This is a genomic window from Streptomyces alboflavus (assembly GCF_000716675.1).
Taxonomy (GTDB): domain Bacteria; phylum Actinomycetota; class Actinomycetes; order Streptomycetales; family Streptomycetaceae; genus Streptomyces; species Streptomyces alboflavus.
In genome coordinates this window covers 116,728-134,228 of the sequence record NZ_JNXT01000018.1, presented here as the reverse complement: position 1 = coordinate 134,228, position 17,501 = coordinate 116,728, and the positions used below count along the sequence as shown (strand labels likewise).

Annotated in this window: 11 protein-coding genes and 1 pseudogene; 7 read left to right on the top strand and 5 right to left on the bottom strand. The window is 73.0% G+C overall.

Annotation, left to right across the window (positions count from 1 at the left end; translation table 11 throughout):
• Positions 1 to 367: 367 nt before the first annotated feature.
• Both OO63_RS16050 and OO63_RS16045 read left to right on the top strand, forming a co-directional pair.
• Positions 368 to 1,330 (top strand): protein phosphatase 2C domain-containing protein, encoded by a 963-nt coding sequence (locus OO63_RS16050; protein WP_030360055.1) that lies wholly within the window; start codon positions 368 to 370, stop codon positions 1,328 to 1,330.
• A 54-nt stretch (positions 1,331 to 1,384) separates the two neighbouring features.
• Positions 1,385 to 3,028, top strand: a pseudogene (locus OO63_RS16045) (pyruvate dehydrogenase); the annotation flags it as partial.
• A 208-nt stretch (positions 3,029 to 3,236) separates the two neighbouring features.
• Here the strand turns inward: OO63_RS16045 and OO63_RS16040 are convergent.
• The gene (locus OO63_RS16040; RefSeq protein WP_030360057.1) at positions 3,237 to 6,299 is read right to left on the bottom strand and encodes an alpha-mannosidase; all 3,063 of its coding nucleotides are present in this window, start codon (positions 6,297 to 6,299) and stop codon (positions 3,237 to 3,239) included.
• A 394-nt stretch (positions 6,300 to 6,693) separates the two neighbouring features.
• On the opposite strand from OO63_RS16040, the gene OO63_RS16035 reads away from it, so the two are divergent.
• Positions 6,694 to 7,068 (top strand): ATP-binding protein, encoded by a 375-nt coding sequence (locus OO63_RS16035; RefSeq protein ID WP_234311276.1) that lies wholly within the window; start codon positions 6,694 to 6,696, stop codon positions 7,066 to 7,068.
• Positions 7,069 to 7,270: 202 nt separating this feature from the next.
• Here the strand turns inward: OO63_RS16035 and OO63_RS16030 are convergent, their stop codons facing one another.
• Positions 7,271 to 8,338: a DUF2637 domain-containing protein gene (locus OO63_RS16030; RefSeq protein ID WP_030360059.1), complete on the bottom strand. Its 1,068-nt coding sequence runs from the start codon at positions 8,336 to 8,338 to the stop codon at positions 7,271 to 7,273.
• A 235-nt stretch (positions 8,339 to 8,573) separates the two neighbouring features.
• On the bottom strand, positions 8,574 to 9,443 hold the full coding sequence (locus tag OO63_RS16025; protein ID WP_051810924.1) for a (2Fe-2S)-binding protein: 870 nt from the start codon (positions 9,441 to 9,443) through the stop codon (positions 8,574 to 8,576).
• 182 nt (positions 9,444 to 9,625) lie between these two features.
• On the opposite strand from OO63_RS16025, the gene OO63_RS16020 reads away from it, so the two are divergent.
• Positions 9,626 to 10,450 (top strand): GntR family transcriptional regulator, encoded by an 825-nt coding sequence (locus OO63_RS16020; protein WP_248782208.1) that lies wholly within the window; start codon positions 9,626 to 9,628, stop codon positions 10,448 to 10,450.
• 60 nt (positions 10,451 to 10,510) lie between these two features.
• On the opposite strand, the gene OO63_RS16015 is transcribed toward OO63_RS16020, so the two are convergent.
• The gene (locus OO63_RS16015) at positions 10,511 to 11,272 is read right to left on the bottom strand and encodes a hypothetical protein (RefSeq protein WP_030360062.1); all 762 of its coding nucleotides are present in this window, start codon (positions 11,270 to 11,272) and stop codon (positions 10,511 to 10,513) included.
• 199 nt (positions 11,273 to 11,471) lie between these two features.
• Complete coding sequence (locus OO63_RS16010; protein ID WP_030360063.1) at positions 11,472 to 13,166, bottom strand: PucR family transcriptional regulator; 1,695 nt, start codon at positions 13,164 to 13,166, stop codon at positions 11,472 to 11,474.
• Between the two features lie 383 nt (positions 13,167 to 13,549).
• Between OO63_RS16010 and OO63_RS16005 the strand changes: the two genes are divergently transcribed.
• The 3 genes from OO63_RS16005 to OO63_RS15995 are packed head-to-tail and all read left to right on the top strand — an operon-like array spanning position 13,550 to position 17,420.
• Positions 13,550 to 14,440 (top strand): FAD binding domain-containing protein, encoded by an 891-nt coding sequence (locus tag OO63_RS16005; protein WP_030360064.1) that lies wholly within the window; start codon positions 13,550 to 13,552, stop codon positions 14,438 to 14,440.
• Entirely contained in the window at positions 14,440 to 15,033 is a 594-nt protein-coding gene (locus OO63_RS16000) for a (2Fe-2S)-binding protein (RefSeq protein ID WP_030360065.1), read from the top strand. Before OO63_RS16005 ends, OO63_RS16000 begins: the two co-directional genes overlap by 1 nt.
• Before the next feature lie 2 nt (positions 15,034 to 15,035).
• The gene (locus OO63_RS15995; RefSeq protein WP_030360066.1) at positions 15,036 to 17,420 is read left to right on the top strand and encodes a xanthine dehydrogenase family protein molybdopterin-binding subunit; all 2,385 of its coding nucleotides are present in this window, start codon (positions 15,036 to 15,038) and stop codon (positions 17,418 to 17,420) included.
• The last annotated feature ends 81 nt before the right edge of the window (positions 17,421 to 17,501 follow it).

Genomic DNA, 17,501 nt, shown 5'->3' with positions numbered 1-17,501 from the left:
CCCCCCCGCCCCCGCTGCGCCCGCCGAGCCCCCGTCACCCTCCGGGCGCACCGCACCCCCTGAGCGCCCCGCCTCACCACTTTCCTCAACACCTCGCTCAACACCTCGCTCAACGCCTCCCTCACCACCCGCCTCCCCGCCGTCAGGCCCGCCCCCGGACCGCCCCCACCACCCGCCCGCCTACCGCGCCCCCGCCCCCTGGGCGGCCACCGCCGCTGCCGGGCCCGTCACGTTCCCCTCGGGGCGGCGGGCCGAGCCCGCGGAGGCCTCGACGGCCGAGGGGCGGGCGTCGAGCGAGGGGAGTCCGACGAGCGGGACCGATGCCGGTGACGGGGCGGCGCGGGGTGACACGGAGGTGCCGGTCGGGGTGCCCGCGTACGTCGGGGACGGGCCGCCCACGTACGAGGCGGAGCCGACGGGGTTGCCCGTGGCCGACCCGGACGCCCTCGGCGAGCTGGTCGCGGACACCGTGCTCGACGGCGCCCGGTACGGCACGAGCACCCTGCGCGCCGCGTCCGTGCGCGGCGACTCGGCCCGGTTCCGGGGCGAGCCGCGCCGTGATGCGCTGCTCACCGCCCGCTTCGGCACCGGCGAGGACGCCCTCGTCCTGGTCGCCATGGCCACCGGCGCCCGCGCGACGCCGGGCGCGCACCGGGCCGCGGCCGACGCCTGCGCCTGGATCGGCCGCGCGGTGGGCCGCAGCCACAGCCGCCTCGCCCAGGACATCCGCGCCGCGCGCCGCGGCGACCTCAAGTCGGGCCTGCACCGCCTCACCGACCGCAGCCTCGGCAAGCTCCGCGCCCGCGCCGCCGAACTCGGCCTGGAACCGGACGAGTACACGGCGACGCTGCGCTGCCTGCTGCTGCCCGCCGACCCCGAGTGCCGCACCCGCGTGTTCTTCGGCGTCGGCGCGGGCGGCCTGTTCCGGCTGCGCGGCGGCGAGTGGCAGGACATAGAGCCCCGCACGGCGGACACGGCGGGCGAGCCCGTCGTCGGCTTCGGCTCACCGCCCGCCGAGACCCCCGACGGCGACCGGCTCACCATGGACCTGGGCATCACGACGCCCCCGAGCCCGTACGAGCCCGCGCCCGCGCCGCCGCGCGACCCGTTCCGGTTCCGGGCCTCCGTCGCCCGCCCGGGTGACACGCTGCTGCTGTGCAGCGGCGGCCTCGCCGAGCCGCTGCGGGGCGAGCCGGAGCTGGCCCGCCACCTCACCCGCCGCTGGGCCGAGGGCGGCCCGCCCGGCCTCGCCGCGTTCCTCGCCGACACCCAGGTGCGGGTGAAGGGATACGCGGACGATCGCACCGCTGCCGCCGTTTGGGAGGCGTGAGCGGCGCCGCTGTGAATTCATGGACCCAACGAGAGCGAAGGGGTGCATGAAGAGATGGCCAAGCAGAACGTCGCCGAACAGTTCGTCGACATCCTCGTCCGCGCCGGAGTCAAACGCCTCTACGGAGTCGTCGGGGACAGCCTGAACCCCGTCGTCGACGCGATCCGCCGCACCAAGGCGATCGACTGGATCCAGGTCCGGCACGAGGAGACCGCGGCGTTCGCGGCCGGCGCGGAGGCCCAGATCACCGGCTCCCTCGCCGCCTGCGCGGGCTCCTGCGGCCCCGGCAACCTGCACCTCATCAACGGCCTCTACGACGCGCACCGCTCCATGGCCCCGGTCCTCGCCCTGGCCTCCCACATCCCGTCCTCCGAGATCGGCCTCGGCTACTTCCAGGAGACCCACCCCGACCAGCTGTTCCGCGAGTGCAGTCACTACAGCGAACTGATCTCCAGCCCCAAGCAGATGCCCCGCCTGGTGCAGACGGCCATCCAGCACGCCGTCGGCCGGTCCGGCGTCAGCGTGGTGTCGCTGCCCGGCGACGTCGCCTCCGAGCCCGCCCCGGAGAAGGCCGCCGAGACCGCCCTCGTGACGTCCCGGCCCTCCGTGCGCCCCGGCGACACCGAGATCGACAAGCTCGCCGCGATGATCGACGAGGCCGACCGGGTGACCCTGTTCTGCGGCAGTGGCACGGCGGGCGCGCACGCCGAGGTGATGGCGTTCGCCGAGAAGATCAAGTCACCGGTGGGGCACGCGCTGCGCGGCAAGGAGTGGATCCAGTACGACAACCCGTACGACGTCGGCATGAGCGGACTGCTCGGCTACGGCGCCGCGTACGAGGCCACCCACGAGTGCGACCTCCTCATCCTGCTCGGCACCGACTTCCCGTACAACGCCTTCCTGCCCGACGACGTGAAGATCGCCCAGGTCGACGTGCGCCCCGAGAACCTGGGCCGCCGCTCGAAGCTGGACCTCGCCGTCTGGGGTGACGTGCGCGAGACGCTGCGCTGTCTCACGCCGCGCGTCTCGCCGAAGTCGAACCGCAAGTTCCTCGACAAGATGCTGAAGAAGCACGCGGACGCGCTCGAAGGCGTGGTGAAGGCGTACACCCGCAAGGTCGAGAAGCACATCCCGATCCATCCCGAGTACGTCGCCTCCGTCCTCGACGACCTCGCCGCAGACGACGCCGTCTTCACCGTCGACACCGGCATGTGCAACGTCTGGGCCGCCCGCTACCTCTCCCCGAACGGCAAGCGGCGCATCATCGGCTCCTTCAGCCACGGCTCCATGGCCAACGCGCTGCCGCAGGCCATCGGCGCCCAGTTCGTCGACCGCAAGCGGCAGGTCGTCTCCATGTCCGGCGACGGCGGGTTCTCCATGCTGATGGGGGACTTCCTCACCCTCGTCCAGTACGACCTGCCGGTGAAGGTCGTCCTCTTCAACAACTCCTCCCTCGGGATGGTGGAGTTGGAGATGCTGGTCGCCGGGCTGCCCTCGTACGGCACCACCAACCACAACCCCGACTTCGCCGCGGTGGCTCGGGCCGCCGGGGCGTACGGCGTCCGCGTGGAGAAGCCCAAGCAGCTCGCGGGTGCCCTCAAGGACGCCTTCGCCCACAAGGGGCCCGCCCTCGTCGACATCGTCACCGACCCCAACGCGCTGTCGATCCCGCCCAAGATCAGCTCCGAGATGGTCACCGAGTCCCGCCCCTTCTCCGAAACCGGGGGCTGCGCCCCCTGGACCCCGCTTTATCGGCGCTCCGCGCCTCGTCCTCAAACGCCGGACGGGCTAAAACCTTCTCGCCGCACCGGCGACATCTATAGCCCCTCCGGCGATTGAGGAGCGGGGGTCTGGGGGCAGCGCCCCCAGTTTCGGGAAGGGGCGGGACTGGGGCGCCCTGCGAGGACTACGCCGGGGTGAGGCGCAGGGTGAGGATCTGGAAGGGGCGGAGGGCCAGGGAGAGGCCTGGGCCGGAGGTGTCGGCGGGGTGGAGGGGGCGTTCCAGGAGGTCGGTGACGTCGGCCCGGGAGACGGGGAACGAGGTCGTGAGGACGGCCCGGGCCCGCCCACCCCGGGACTCGTACAGCCGCACCACCACATCCCCACTGCGATCCTCGGCAAGCTTGACCGACTCGACGGTCACCCCGGGATGATCGACCCGCACGAGGGGCGCGACAGCGGGCGCGGAGGCGACCCGCAGGGGCAGATTGAGGGCGAGCCCCTCGGCGACGGCGTCCCCCGTATCGGCCCCGGGCAGCAGCGAGTAAGTGAAGTGGTGGGTGCCGACGTCGGTGTCCGGGTCGGGGCTGTGCGGCGCCCGCAGGAGGGTGAGCCGGACGGTGGTGCCGAGCCCTTCGGCGTGCGGGGTACGGGTGACGTCGTGCCCGTAGGTGGAGTCGTTGAGGACGGCGACGCCGTAGTCCTCCTCGGCCACCCGCAGCCACCGGTGCGCGCAGATCTCGAAGCGCGCCGCGTCCCAGGAGGTGTTGGCGTGGGTGGGCCGCTGCACATGCCCGAACTGGATCTCTGCGGCGGACCGTTCGGCCTGCACGTCCAGCGGGAACGCGGCCTTGAGCACCTTCTCCGACTCGCGCCACTCGACCTCGGTGACGACGTCGAGGCGGCGGCTGCCCGCGGCGAGCCGCAGCTCCTGCGTGATCCGCGACCCGGCGCCGAAGACCCGCACGACCCGCACGGAGGCCCGCAGCGGCCCGTCCTCGACCAGCTCCACGGACTCGGCCCGGGTGAGGTCGGTGTGCCGGTGGCGGTAGTGCTTGTCGAGGTCCCACGCGTCGTAGTGGGTGGGGTGGTCGGGGTGCAGCTGGAGGAGGTTGCCGCGGCTGCCGGGGGCGAGGACCTCGCGGTCGGCGGCCCGGTCGAGGACGGAAGCGAGCAGCCCGTCGGAGTCGATGGTCACCCGCAGGTGCTCGTTGGACAGCACGATCTCCTGCCCGGTGCGGGTCGCCGAGGTCACCGCCCCCGCCTCCCGCTCCTGCCCGGCCGCCTCCGCGAGCCCGCGGGTGCCGAGCCCGCCGACGTTCACGTGCACGAGCCGCCCCTCGTGCTCGACGACCTCGCTGCGTTCGTACGGCGATGAGTTGAGCACAGAGGCCTCGCCGCCGCCGAGGTGGCGCACCGCCTCAGCGGTGAGGGAGTCCAGCTCGGCGAGGACGCGCGCGTAGGTGTCGCGGGCCTCGCGGTGCACCCAGGCGATGGAGGAGCCGGGCAGGATGTCGTGGAACTGGTGCAGCAGGACCGTCTTCCACAGCCGGTCCAGGTCGTCGTACGGATAGGCGTACGCCGCGTCCTTCACGGCGGCCGCCGCGCACCACAACTCGGCCTCCCGCAGGGCGTGTTCGGTGCGCCGGTTGCCGCGCTTGGTGGCCGCCTGCGAGGTGTACGTCGCCCGGTGCAGCTCCAGATACAGCTCCCCGGACCACACCGGTGCCCGCTCGCCGTACTCCTCCTCGGCCGCCGCGAAGAACGCCGATGGCCGCTCGACCTCGACGCGCGGCGAGCCCTCCAGGGAGCGCAGGCGGCGCGCCCGCTCCATCATCTCCCGGGTCGGACCGCCGCCGCCGTCGCCCCAGCCGAACGGCACCAGGGAGCGGGTCGCACGGCCCTTGTCGGCGAAGTTCCGCTCCGCGTGGGCGAGTTCGGTGCCGTGCAGCTGGGAGTTGTAGGTGTCCACCGGCGGGAAGTGCGTGAAGACCCGGGTCCCGTCGATGCCCTCCCACCAGAAGGTGTGGTGCGGCATCTTGTTGGACTGGTTCCAGCTCAACTTCTGCGTGAGGAACCACCGTACGCCCGCGAGCTTCGCCAGCTGCGGGAACGCGGCCGTGTACCCGAAGGAGTCCGGCAGCCAGATCTCCTCCGTGTCGACGCCGAACTCCTCCTGGAAGAACCGCTTGCCGTGCACGATCTGCCGCGCGAGCGCCTCGCCGCCCGGCATGTTGGCGTCCGACTCCACCCACATCGACCCCACCGGGGCCCAAGTGCCGTCCGTGACGGCCTTCTTGATGCGTTCCCAGATGTGCGGCTGGTGCTCCTTCACCCACGCGTACTGCTGCGCCTGCGAGCACGCGAACACCAGCTCCGGATAGTCACGCGCGAGCGCCGTCACATTGGCGAACGTGCGGGACGCCTTGCGCACCGTCTCGCGCAGCGGCCACAGCCACGCCGAGTCGATATGCGCGTGCCCGGCAGCCGATACGCGGTGGGCGCTCGCGGCGGCGGGCCGCGAGAGCACGTCGGCCAGCGCGGCCCGGCCCGCGGCCGCGGTCCCCGCCACGTCGTGCAGGTCGAGCGCGTCGAGCATGTCCTCGACGGCCCGCAGGATCTCGTGCCGCCGCGGCCTGGCCGGGTCCAGCTCCCGCATCAGCTCGTCGAGGACCTCGATGTCCAGAATCAGCTGCCAGACGTCCTCGTCGAGTACGGCGAGGTCGGCAGCCGCGAATCGGTAGATGGGCCGATCGCCGGCCGTCAGGATGTCGCCGAGCGGGGTCGGTACGAAGTCGTGCAGCACGGTCGGATTGGCCGCCGCTTCGAGCAGCAGCCGCACCGGCTCGCCGCCCCGCGCGCGGGACGCCACCGGCACATGACGGTTGCGCGGGTGAATGCCCTTCAGGGGCACCCCCGAGGCGTCGTACACCAGGCCCTCCGCCTGGAAGCCCGGGCCCTCCCCGGTGAACCCGGGGTCGATCACCGCCTCGACGTGCCGCCCCTCCCACTCCCGCGGCACCTGGCCTTCGAGCCGGAACCAGCTCGTCGACCATGGTTTTCCCCAGTCGGATCCGGCCTTGAACGGCTCATACGTCTCCGCGAGGGCCTCGGCCACGGGCACCGGCTCGCCCGGCGCGTGCCACACGGACAGGGCGAGGGGCACCCGCGCCGCGTACTGGGCGGGCCTGATGAACTGCCGCAGCGCGCGTTCCAGGCGCTCCTCCACCAGCGGTCGGTCGTCGTGCACAGCGGCTCCTTCGCGTTCTCGCTCACGGGGGTCGACCGGGGGACGGTCGGGGCGTACTCGGCTTCACTTCCCCCCAACCCATCGGCGCATCCGTCCCTTTGATTGACGAATGGACATGAGTGCGGCCTGACGGGACGGGAATGCATTCCGTGAGCGTGTTCGAGATGGAGACCGGTCGGGGGGCTTGGTCATGGTGGGCAACGGGTGGGCGGGGGTCATGACGAGACACCTAAGAGGAGGAGCTGCCACCGGCTCCGTCGGGTCGGCCGGTTCCGTCGGGTCGGCCGGTTCAGTGGGATCGGTCGGTTCCGTCGGTTCCGTCGGTGTGGAGGCGTCCGCTCCGCAGCGCGGGGGCGATACGGCCGGGGGTGCGCCGGGGGCCGGGAGGGCGCAGCTGCGGCGGCGGCTCGGGCGCGCCGATCTGCGGGCGGTGCCCGAGGCGCGGGGTGCGTTGCGGGAGCTGTTGCGGCACTGGGGGCGGCCCGGGCTGGCCGAGACGGCGGAGCTGCTTGCCAGTGAGCTGGTCACCAACGCGCTCGTGCACACCGACCGGGACGCGGTTCTCACCGCCACGGTGGGGCCGGGGCGGCTGCGGGTCGAGGTCCGGGACTTCGTGGCGCGTCGGCCACGGCCACGTGTGCCCGAGGACGCCGAGGACACCCACGGGCGTGGGCTGCTCCTCGTCCAGTCCCTCGCCGACGCGTGGGGGGTGCGGGTGCACGGGGTGGGCAAGGTGGTGTGGTTCGAGCTGGACGCGGGGCCGGGCTGATCCTTCGCGGGGCGCCCCGGTGCCGTGGGACGGCGCGCCCTCGCATCGGCGCTCCGCGCCTCGTCCTCAATCGCCGGACGGGCTGAAATGTGCCGTGCTGTTGGCCAGAGGGTGCAAGTACGGGCGGGCGGGTGGGAGAGAGCCCGTCCGGCGCTTGAGGACGAGGCGCGGAGCGCCGATCGGGGTGCGCCCCGGCCGGGGTTCAGCCGAACTGCTGTTCCAGGTCCTTCAGCTTCTGCTCCAGGGAGTCGAGCCGGGGCAGCGTCTGGGTGTCGTCCTCGGCGGTGAGGTCGACGGTGACGGGAGCGGACCGGTCATTCGGTACGGCCTGAAGGGAGGGCCGGTGCCGTACGGGAAGCTCGTCCTGGGGCGGCGGCGATGGCGGCGGCGCACCTATGGCAGGGTCCGCGCCGACCTGCGCGGACCCGCCCGAGGAGCCGACCTGGACGTCCACCTGCCGCGCCCCGCGCCCGTGGTACCCGCGATGCCCCCGGCTGATGGCCTTGAGCTGCGCCCGCTCCAGCTTCTCCTGGTCCCGCCGCCGCGTCCGCGCCTGCTCCTTCTCGCGCCGGTCCTCGCGCACCTCCTCGACGGCCTCGTCGAGGGTGCGTACGCCTTCGAGCAGCATCAGCGACCACGCGCCGAAGGTCTCCCGCGGCGCCCGCAGCCACCGCACGATGCGGATCTGCGGCAGCGGCCGTGGCACGAGCCCCTGCTCGCGCAGCGCGGCCCTGCGGGTCTGCTTCAGGGCCCGGTCGAAGAGCACGGCCGCGGACAGGGACATCCCGGCGAAGAACTGCGGGGCACCCGCGTGCCCGATGCCGCGCGGCGCGTGCACCCAGTTGAACCAGGCGGCGGCCCCCGCGAACGTCCACACCAGGAGCCGCGAGCCGAGCGCCGCGTCACCGTGGCTCGCCTCGCGCACCGCGAGGACGGAGCAGAACATGGCGGCGCCGTCGAGGCCGAAGGGGACCAGGTACTCCCAGCCGTCGGAGAGGTTCAGGTTCTGCCGGCCGAAGCCGACCAGGCCGTGGAAGGAGAGGGCGGCGGCGACCGCCGCGCAGCAGAAGAGGAGGACGTAGGAGGCGGTGCCGTAGACGGCTTCCTTGCGCCTGCGGCGCTCCTCGTTGCGCTCCCACGAGTCGTCGCTGGTGGTCACCTTCGCCTGGGCCTTCCTGCCCCGCGCGAGTACCGCCACCGCGACTGCCATGCCCAGGAGCAGGATCCCGCCGGGCAGCAGCCAGTCCAGCGATATGTCGGTCAGTCTCATCTGGCGTCCCTTGCGTCGCGTAGGGCGAGTTCGGGCGCCATACTGACCCACCCCGCACGGCGCTCAAGGCGGTTTTCCGGCAAGAGGACGCCAAGGGGGTGGTGAGGGCCGTACCGAGCGCCGAATACGTCGAACTCACGCCGGAGACGCTGGAATTGGGTTCGATTAAACGCGCACGAAGGGGTGGTTCGGGGAGGGGGTGCCGTCCGGGCGGCCCGGCGGGCCGCGGGAGGCGTCAGCTCGCGGCGTCGGCCGTCAGCCGCGCGACGCGGTCGGCGTCGCACATACGGGGGCAGGTGACGCAGGTGTCGGCGGGCCGCAGCGTGTAGAACATGCAGCAGCTTGCGCGGTCCCGGGTGGGCAGCTTCTCGCCGTTCGGCCCGGTCAGTTCGCGGAACGCGGCGGTGCCGACGTACGGCTTGGTGGCGCCCGGGAGCAGCTGCTCCAGCTCGGTCGTGGCGCGCTGCTCCTCACCGAGCAGGTGGGCCACGTACCAGAGGCCCTCGACGATCTCGTCCGTGGCGACGGCCCACAGCGCCCGGCCCCGGCGCCGCATCCGCGGGCCGAAGCCGTCGAGCAGCGGCCCCATGTGCTCCGCCACCGCCGCCCGCAGCGCGGCACGCAGCGCCTCCTCGTCCGCCACGACGCGGGCGCCGGGCAGCGTGGCCGCCGGGTCGTCCGGCAGGCAGACGAAGCCGCCCGGGCGCACGGCGAACTTGCCGAGGGCGCGCTGGAAGAAGACGTTCTCCACCGGATAGCTCGGCACCCGGCGCTGGAGGAACCACGGCACCGTGAACAGCAGGGTGGCGGGCCAGGCGTAGCGGTGCAGGCCGAAGCTGGCGACGACGTCCGGGCGGGCCTGCTGGCCGTAGTCCTTCACGACCTGCGCGTCGTCCCAGGCGAGGAACTCCTCGAACGCGGCCCCGGCCTCCGCGAGCCCGGCCGCGCCCACCCAGCCACCGCCCCGCGGCGGCTGTTCGTCCTCGGCCAGCTCCTGGATGCGCAGCCCGGGGAACACCTCGGTGAGGCGGGCGTAGGCGGCGGTGACGGGGCTCTGAGCGCGCTCCGTACGTCGAGCGCCGCTTTCCAGGGTGGGAACGGACATGCGCGGGGACCACCGAATCACGATCGATTACAGGTAAGCCTAACCTTACCCAACATGATCGAGGTTTCAACTGCGGTCGTGTCCGCCTATGGTGCTTCTCGTACGTTTCGGACGGACGGGGCGCGGAAGTGCGGGAGGCGAGCGTGGAGCGGGCGGGAGCGCGGACGGCGGATGTGACCGCCATGCGCGCCGCCGGGCGCGTGCCGGAGCAGTCGGGGCAGTCGGGGCAGTCGGGGTCGGGGCAGGCGCACGCGGCGGCGCGGGGCGAGCACACGCACGGCGGCCCCGACGGCGGCCCTGGCGGCGGTGCCCTCGACGGGCAGGACGACGCCGTCCCGGACATACCGGCCCGCCGCCTCGGCGTACCGCCCCCGCGCAAGCCCATGCAGCGCACCTCCGTGCGCGGCCAGGTGCTCGACGCCCTGCGTGCCGCGCTGGTCGGCGGCGAGCTCGCGCCGGGCGAGGTGTACTCCGCCCCTGCCCTCGGTGAGCGCTTCGGGGTCTCGGCGACGCCCGTGCGCGAGGCCATGCAGCAGCTCGCGCTCGAAGGCGCGGTGGAGGTGGTCCCCAACCGTGGCTTCCGGGTCACCCGGCGCGGGGCGCGTGAGCTGGGGGAGCTGGCGGAGGTGCGGGCGCTGATCGAGGTGCCCGTGATGCTGCGGCTCGCCCGCAGCGTGCCCGCGGAGGCCTGGGCGCGGCTGCGCCCCCTGGCGGAGGCGACCGTGGCCGCCGCGGCCTGCGCCGACCTGGCCCGCTACGCCGAGGCGGACCGGGCCTTCCACGGCGCCCTGCTCGGCCTCTCCGGCAACCAGCAGCTCGTCCAGGTCGCCGACGACCTGCACCGCCGCTCCCAGTGGCCCCTGGTGTCGGGCCCCGTCGCGGGCCGCCGCGCCGACCTCGTGGCCGACGCGGCCGAACACATCGCCCTCCTTGACGCCCTGGTCGCCCGCGACCTGCCGGTGGTCCAGTCGCTGGTGCGCGAACACTTCACGGGCGGCGACGTCTGACCAGGCGGCGGCCCGCCGGACGGGAACACCGTCCGCGTCGGCCGCCGCGTGGCCCCTGCCTCAGGCCGCCGGCGCGGGCGGCGTCAGCTGTGCCGCAAGCCACGACGGCACCCCGCCGAGGAGCCGGAACAGCCGGGTCGCCTCGGCGCGAAGGCGGGACGCCTCCGGTTCGGGCTCCGCGTCCGCGAGGGCGGCGAGCGCCGGGGCCGTGCCGACGAGGAATCCCAGCTCCTCGCGGAGCCGCAGGGACTCCGCGAAGCCGTGCCGGGCGTCGGCCAACTCGCCCTCGCGCAGGGCGAGTCCGGCCAGATGGCGCCAGGTGAAGGAGAGCAGGAGCGGGTCGTCGTGGGCGGTGGCCCCGGCGTGGGCGCGGCGGTAGGCGGCGCGAGCCGCCTGTGGGGAGTCCGCGATGTGCTCGGCGATCAGGCCGCGGCGGAAGTCGAGCAGGGGGCGCCCGGAGGACCCGGGGGCCAGCAGCGCGGCCGCCCTGCCGAGCGCGGTGCGGGCCTCGTCGGCCCGGTCCCGTACGTTCAACACCGTGGCCGCGTACGCGAGTTGGCCGCGCTCGCAGGCCGCGGCGCCGCGGGCGTCGTCATCGTCGGCGACCGCCTCCGCCGTCCTCAGGCTGTCCTCGGCCTCGTCCCAGCCCTCGCCGGTGAACAGGCAGCGCTCGATGAGGAGCGAGGTTCTCTGGACGGCGACGTCCGCGCCCTCTCGGGTGGCGAGCAGCGCCGCCGCGTCGGTCCAGCAGCCGCGCGAGCGCAGCCGCCATACCGCGGTCTGGAGTGGATCGTTCTGAGCGTTCGTTCCGGTACCAGACATGGCGGTATGCGCCACGTTGCCCTCCCCTAGCGCGCCATTGAGCTGTTGAGTCGTGGGCGAATCTCAGCACGGATCGGCGCGCTCGGCCAAGGGGATGGGTGAAAGATTTCACAAACGAGGGGGAACGAGAGCAGCGGGACGGGCGGAGGCCGCGGGGCCGCGGAGACGCCCGCGGCCCCTGAGAATCCGCCCCAGGGCCTCAACTCATGCGCAGGGCCAGGAAGAAGTCCAGCTTGTCCTCAAGTCGGGAAAGGTCACGGCCCGTCAACTGCTCGATACGCCCGACCCGGTAGCGCAGCGTGTTGACGTGCAGGTGCAGCCGGGTCGCGCAGCGCGTCCAGGAGCCGTCGCAGTCGAGGAACGCCTCCAGGGTCGGGATCAGCTCGGCGCGGTGCCTGCGGTCGTACTCGCGCAGCGGGTCGAGCAGGCGCGCGGTGAACGCGCGGCGCACGTCGTCGGGCACGAAGGGCAGAAGCAGCACGTGCGAGGCCAGCTCCTGGTGGCCCGCCGCGCACACCCGGCCCGGCCGCGCCGCGGCGACCCTGCGGGCGTGCCGGGCCTCCTCCAGGGCGCCCCGCAGCCCCTCCGCCGAGTGCACGGACGCGCTGACGCCGATCGTGAGCCGCCCGTCGTCCGCGAGGCCCGCGGAGAGCGGCTCCCGCACGGCCGTGAGCAGCGCGTCCGCGAGCAGCCCCGGCTCGGCGCCGTCCACATCGGCGGACAGCGCGGGCAGCGGCACAAGGGCGATGGCCTCGTCGCCGGTGTGGGCCACCGCGATCCGGTCGGACGGGTCGGGTCCGGCCGCCGTCGGGTCGACCAGGATCTCCTCCAGGAGGGACTGGGCGACCGGGCCGCCCTCGATACCCGGCCCTTCGGCGCCGACCGCCGCTTCCCACTCCACCCGCGCCACCACGACCTGCCAGTGCGGCGCCGCCCCGAGGCCGGGCAGCAGCACCGGCGCCGCGACCCGCAGGCGCGCCGCGATCTCGGCGGGCGCCGCGCCCGTCTGGACCAGTTCGAGGACCTCCTGGGCGAGGCGGCGGCGCACCGTGCGCGCCGCGTCCCTGCGGTCCCGCTCCACGGCGATCAGCTGGGTGACGCCCTGGAGCAGATCGAGCCGCTCCTCGGGCCAGTCGCCCGCGTCCGCCTCCACGGCGAGCAGCCAGTCCGACAGGACCGTCTCGCGCACGTCCCGGGACGCGCTGACCGCACCCCGGCCACTGGACCGAATGGGGAACAGCGAGTACGTGACCCCGTCCACGCTCACCCGGTGCGGGCCCCTGCGCCCCGTCCTGGCGGCGGCCAGCTGCTCCCCGGCGAGCCGCGCGCAGACCGCCGCGGGCAGGGCCGGGCCCGCCGTGCCCGCCCCCGCGATGGGCCGTCCGGCGGGGGAGAGCACCCAGGCCCGCAGGTCCAGGTCGGTGCCGAGCAGGTCGAGGACCACGTCGGGGCCGCCGCCCGCGGGGCCCGAGGTCATCAGGCGGCGGTGGCGGTCCACCACGGCCGCCAGGTCACCGGCGCGCTCGCCGGACACCTGGCGTACGACGTGCTCGGTGATCGTCGCGAACGCCACCGACTCGTTGACCGCGAACAGCGGCAGGCGGTGGCGGGCGCAGGCCTCGACCAGGTCCTCGGGGACGGCGCCGAGCTCCGCCTCGCCCGCGGCCAGGGCGGCGACCCCGGCGGCTGCGAGAATACGTACAAAAGGCTCGGTGTCCGAGGCGTCCCTGCGCCAGGCGAGACCGGTGAGCACCAGCTCGCCGCCCGCGAGGTAGCGGCTGGGGTCGCGCAGGTCCGTGGTCATCACGCCACGCACGGTGCGGTCCAGCTCGTCCTCGCCGCCGAGCAGCCTGAGGCCCAGCGCGTCGGTGTCAAGGAGTGCGCGCAGCCGCATGGTGTCGTCGCCGCCGATCTGTCTCGATTTCACGTGTGGCCGGAGTCCCGGACGAACCCGGGGCCGGTGAGTCCCGAAGGCTCCGCGGTTTCTAGAGGGAATCCGCGAGGTTACTGGGGACCGTTCTTCATACGAATCTACAAGACTCGCGGCTTGGCCAGCCAACTCCTTCATGGTTTCGGTGACTGACCCCATCGGAGCACCGGGCGGTGTACTTGCCCCACTCCGCGTTAACAGCACATGAACGAGTAGTCGAGAGGCGAAAGACCGCCAGGCCAGAACGTTGGCCGGAACGATCGCCCCGACTCGTCAGCCAGTAAAGCCCCGGTCGGATCCCCAGCGGGACCCGGCCGCCAGGCACGATCACGAAGAGAGAGCCACTCATGGACTTCCTTCGCCCCGCCAGCTGGGAGGAGGCGCTCGCCGCGAAGGCCGAGCACCCCACCGCTGTGCCGATTGCGGGTGGCACCGATGTCATGGTCGAGATCAACTTCGACCACCGTCGTCCGGAGTACCTGCTGGACCTCAACCGCATCGGTGAGCTGCGGGAGTGGGAGGTCGGTGCGGACACCGTCCGGCTCGGCGCTTCGGTCCCGTACACGGACATCATGGAGAACCTGCGCGCCGAGCTGCCCGGCCTCGCGCTCGCCTCGCACACGGTCGCCTCGCCGCAGATCCGCAACCGCGGCGGCGTCGGCGGCAACCTCGGCACCGCGTCCCCGGCCGGGGACGCCCACCCGGCGCTGCTCGCCGCCGACTGCGAGGTCGAGGCGGAGTCCGTGCGCGGCTCCCGGCTGATCCCGATCGACGAGTTCTACACCGGCGTGAAGCGCAACGCCCTGGCCCCGGACGAGCTGATCCGGGCCGTGCACATCAAGAAGGCCGACGGGCCGCAGCAGTACTCCAAGGTGGGTACGCGCAACGCCATGGTCATCGCCGTGTGCGCCTTCGGCATCGCACTGCACCCCGAGACCCGCACGGTGCGCACCGGCATCGGCTCGGCCGCCCCCACGCCCATCCGGGCGAAGGCCGCTGAGGAGTTCCTGAACGCGGCGCTCGAAGAGGGCGGCTTCTGGGACAGCAAGAAGATCATCACCCCGTCGGTCGCCAAGCAGTTCGCGGAGCTCGCCTCCGGCGCCGCCAACCCCATCGACGACGTCCGCGGCACGGCGAACTACCGCCGCCACGCCGTCGGCATCATGGCCCGCCGCACGCTCGGCTGGACGTGGGAGTCCTACCGCGGCGCGGGCCGCAGCACGGAGGGAGTCGCGTAATGCGTGTCAACTTCACGGTCAACGGCCGTCCCCAGGAAGCCGACGACGTCTGGGAGGGCGAGTCCCTCCTCTACGTGCTGCGCGAGCGCATGGGCCTGCCGGGCTCCAAGAACGCCTGCGAGCAGGGCGAGTGCGGTTCCTGCACGGTCCGCCTCGACGGCGTGCCGGTGTGTTCGTGCCTGGTCGCGGCCGGACAGGTGGAGGGCCGCGAGGTCACCACCGTCGAGGGCCTCGCCGACTACGCCAAGCACCGCGAGAGCGCCCACCCCGGCGGCGGCTGCGCCACCGGCGCCTGCGGCACCTCCCTCCAGGACGCCCAGCAGTGGCGAGCGAAGGGCCAGGACTCGCAGACCGGCGAGGGCGCCGAACTCTCGCCCATCCAGCAGGCGTTCATCGACGCGGGCGCCGTCCAGTGCGGCTTCTGCACCCCCGGTCTGCTGGTCGCGGCCGACGAGCTCCTGGAGCGCAACGACACCCCGTCGGACGCGGACATCCGCGAGGCGCTGTCGGGCAACCTCTGCCGCTGCACCGGTTACGAGAAGATCCTCGACGCGGTCCGCCTGGCCGCGGCCCGCCAGGGAGAGGCGGTCTGATCATGGCTGGCACCACCACGGGAATCCCCGCGAACGTCACCCAGGGCTCCCAGACCAAGGGCGGCGTCGGCGAGTCGATGCTGCGCCCCGACGGCACCCTGAAGGTCACCGGCGAGTTCGCCTACTCCTCGGACATGTGGCACGAGGAGATGCTCTGGGGCCAGGCCCTGCGCTCCACGGTCGCCCACGCCGAGATCGTGTCCATCGACACGTCCGAGGCCCTGGCCCTCTCGGGGGTCTACGCCGTCCTGACGGCCGACGACCTGCCGGCCGCGAAGAACTACGGCATGGAGTACCAGGACACCCCCGTCCTCGCCTACGGCAAGGTCCGCCACCACGGCGAGCCGATCGCCCTGGTGGCCGCGGACCACCCGGAGACCGCGCGCCGCGCCGCCGCGAAGATCAAGATCGAGTACCGCGAGCTGCCGGTCATCACGGACGAGGCGTCCGCGACCGCCCCCGACGCGGTCCTGGTCCACGAGAACCGCGGCGACCACCACGCCGGACACGTCCCGCACCCGAACATCGTGCACCGCCAGCCGATCATCCGCGGCAACGCCGCCGAGGCCGCCAAGAGGGCCGACGTGATCGTCAAGGGCGAGTACACCTTCGGCATGCAGGACCAGGCCTTCCTCGGCCCGGAGTCCGGCCTCGCGGTGCCCGCCGAGGACGGCGGCGTCGACCTGTACGTCGCCACCCAGTGGCTGCACTCCGACCTCAAGCAGATCGCCCCCTGCCTCGGCCTGCCCGAGGAGAAGGTCCGCATGACGATGGCGGGCGTCGGCGGCGCGTTCGGCGGCCGCGAGGACATCTCGATGCAGATCCTCGCCTCCGTGCTCGCGCTGCGCACCGGCAAGCCGGTGAAGATGGTCTACAACCGGTACGAGTCCTTCTTCGGCCACGTCCACCGGCACCCCGCGAAGCTGTACTACGAGCACGGCGCCACCAAGGACGGCAAGATCACGCACATGAAGTGCAAGATCGTCCTGGACGGCGGCGCCTACATGTCCTCGACCCCCTCGGTCGTCGGCAACGCCTCGTCCCTCTCGGTCGGCCCGTACGTCATCGACGACGTGGACATCGAGGCGATCGGCCTCTACACCAACAACCCGCCCTGCGGCGCCATGCGCGGCTTCGGCGCGGTCCAGGCGTGCTTCGCCTACGAGGCCCAGATGGACAAGCTGGCCGCGAAGCTGGGCATGGACCCGGTGGAGTTCCGGCAGAAGAACGCGATGGAGCAGGGCACCATCATGCCGACCGGGCAGCCGGTCGACTCGCCCGCTCCCGTCGCCGAACTCCTGCGCCGGGTCAAGGCCCGCCCCATGCCGCCCGAGCGCCAGTGGGAGTCCAGCGAGGGCGCCGACGTCCGCGCGCTGCCCGGCGGTCTGTCCAACACCACGCACGGCGAGGGCGTCGTCCGCGGCGTCGGCTACGCGGTCGGCATCAAGAACGTCGGCTTCTCCGAGGGCTTCGACGACTACTCGACCGCGAAGATCCGCATCGAGGTCATCAACGGCGAGGCCGTCGCCACGGTCCACACCGCCGCGGCCGAGGTCGGCCAGGGCGGCGTCACCATCCACGCGCAGATCGCCCGCACCGAACTCGGCGTCCAGCAGGTCACCATCGCCCCCGCCGACACCCAGGTGGGCTCGGCCGGTTCGACCTCCGCGGGCCGCCAGACGTACATGACCGGCGGCGCCATCAAGAACTCCTGCGAGATCGTCCGTGAGAAGGTCCTGGAGATCGGCCGGCGCAAGTTCGGCTCGTACCACCCGGCCTGGGCGAGTGCCGAACTCCTCCTGGAGGGCGGCAAGGTCGTCACCGACGGCGGCGAGGCCCTCGCCAGCCTCGTGGACGTCCTTGAGGACGAGGCCGTGGAGGTGGAGGAGGAGTTCCGCCACCGCCCCACCGAGGCCTTCGACCTGCGCACCGGACAGGGCAACGGCCACGTCCAGTACGCCTTCGCCGCGCACCGCGCGGTCGTCGAGGTCGACACCGAGCTGGGCCTGGTCAAGGTCATCGAACTGGCCTGCGCCCAGGACGTCGGCAAGGCGGTCAACCCGCTCTCCGTCATCGGCCAGATCCAGGGCGGCACCACGCAGGGCCTGGGCGTCGCGGTGATGGAGGAGATCATCGTCGACCCGAAGACCGCGAAGGTGAAGAACCCCTCCTTCACGGACTACCTGCTCCCGACCATCCTCGACACCCCGACGATCCCGGTCGACTACCTGGAGCTCGCCGACCCGCACGCGCCCTACGGCGTCCGCGGCATCGGCGAGGCCCCCACCCTCTCCTCGACCCCGGCGGTCCTCGCGGCGATCCGCGCGGCCACGGGCCTGGAGCTCAACAAGACGCCGGTACGTCCCGAACACCTCACCGGCACCTAAGCCCTCCGGGGTCAGCAGAAAAAGGGGAACCGGGGGACGAGAGTCCCCCGGACCCCCTCTCCTCCAAGTTCGTCTCGGGCC

Excerpts from the sequence above, each read along its gene's own strand:
- OO63_RS16015 (WP_030360062.1), bottom strand. The coding sequence starts at position 11,272 with ATGTCTGGTACCGGAACGAACGCTCAGAACGATCCACTCCAGACCGCG.
- OO63_RS16025 (WP_051810924.1), bottom strand. The coding sequence starts at position 9,443 with ATGTCCGTTCCCACCCTGGAAAGCGGCGCTCGACGTACGGAGCGCGCT.
- OO63_RS16010 (WP_030360063.1), bottom strand. The coding sequence starts at position 13,166 with ATGCGGCTGCGCGCACTCCTTGACACCGACGCGCTGGGCCTCAGGCTG.
- OO63_RS16020 (WP_248782208.1), top strand. The coding sequence starts at position 9,626 with ATGCGCGCCGCCGGGCGCGTGCCGGAGCAGTCGGGGCAGTCGGGGCAG.
- OO63_RS16030 (WP_030360059.1), bottom strand. The coding sequence starts at position 8,338 with ATGAGACTGACCGACATATCGCTGGACTGGCTGCTGCCCGGCGGGATC.
- OO63_RS16005 (WP_030360064.1), top strand. The coding sequence starts at position 13,550 with ATGGACTTCCTTCGCCCCGCCAGCTGGGAGGAGGCGCTCGCCGCGAAG.
- OO63_RS16000 (WP_030360065.1), top strand. The coding sequence starts at position 14,440 with ATGCGTGTCAACTTCACGGTCAACGGCCGTCCCCAGGAAGCCGACGAC.
- OO63_RS15995 (WP_030360066.1), top strand. The coding sequence starts at position 15,036 with ATGGCTGGCACCACCACGGGAATCCCCGCGAACGTCACCCAGGGCTCC.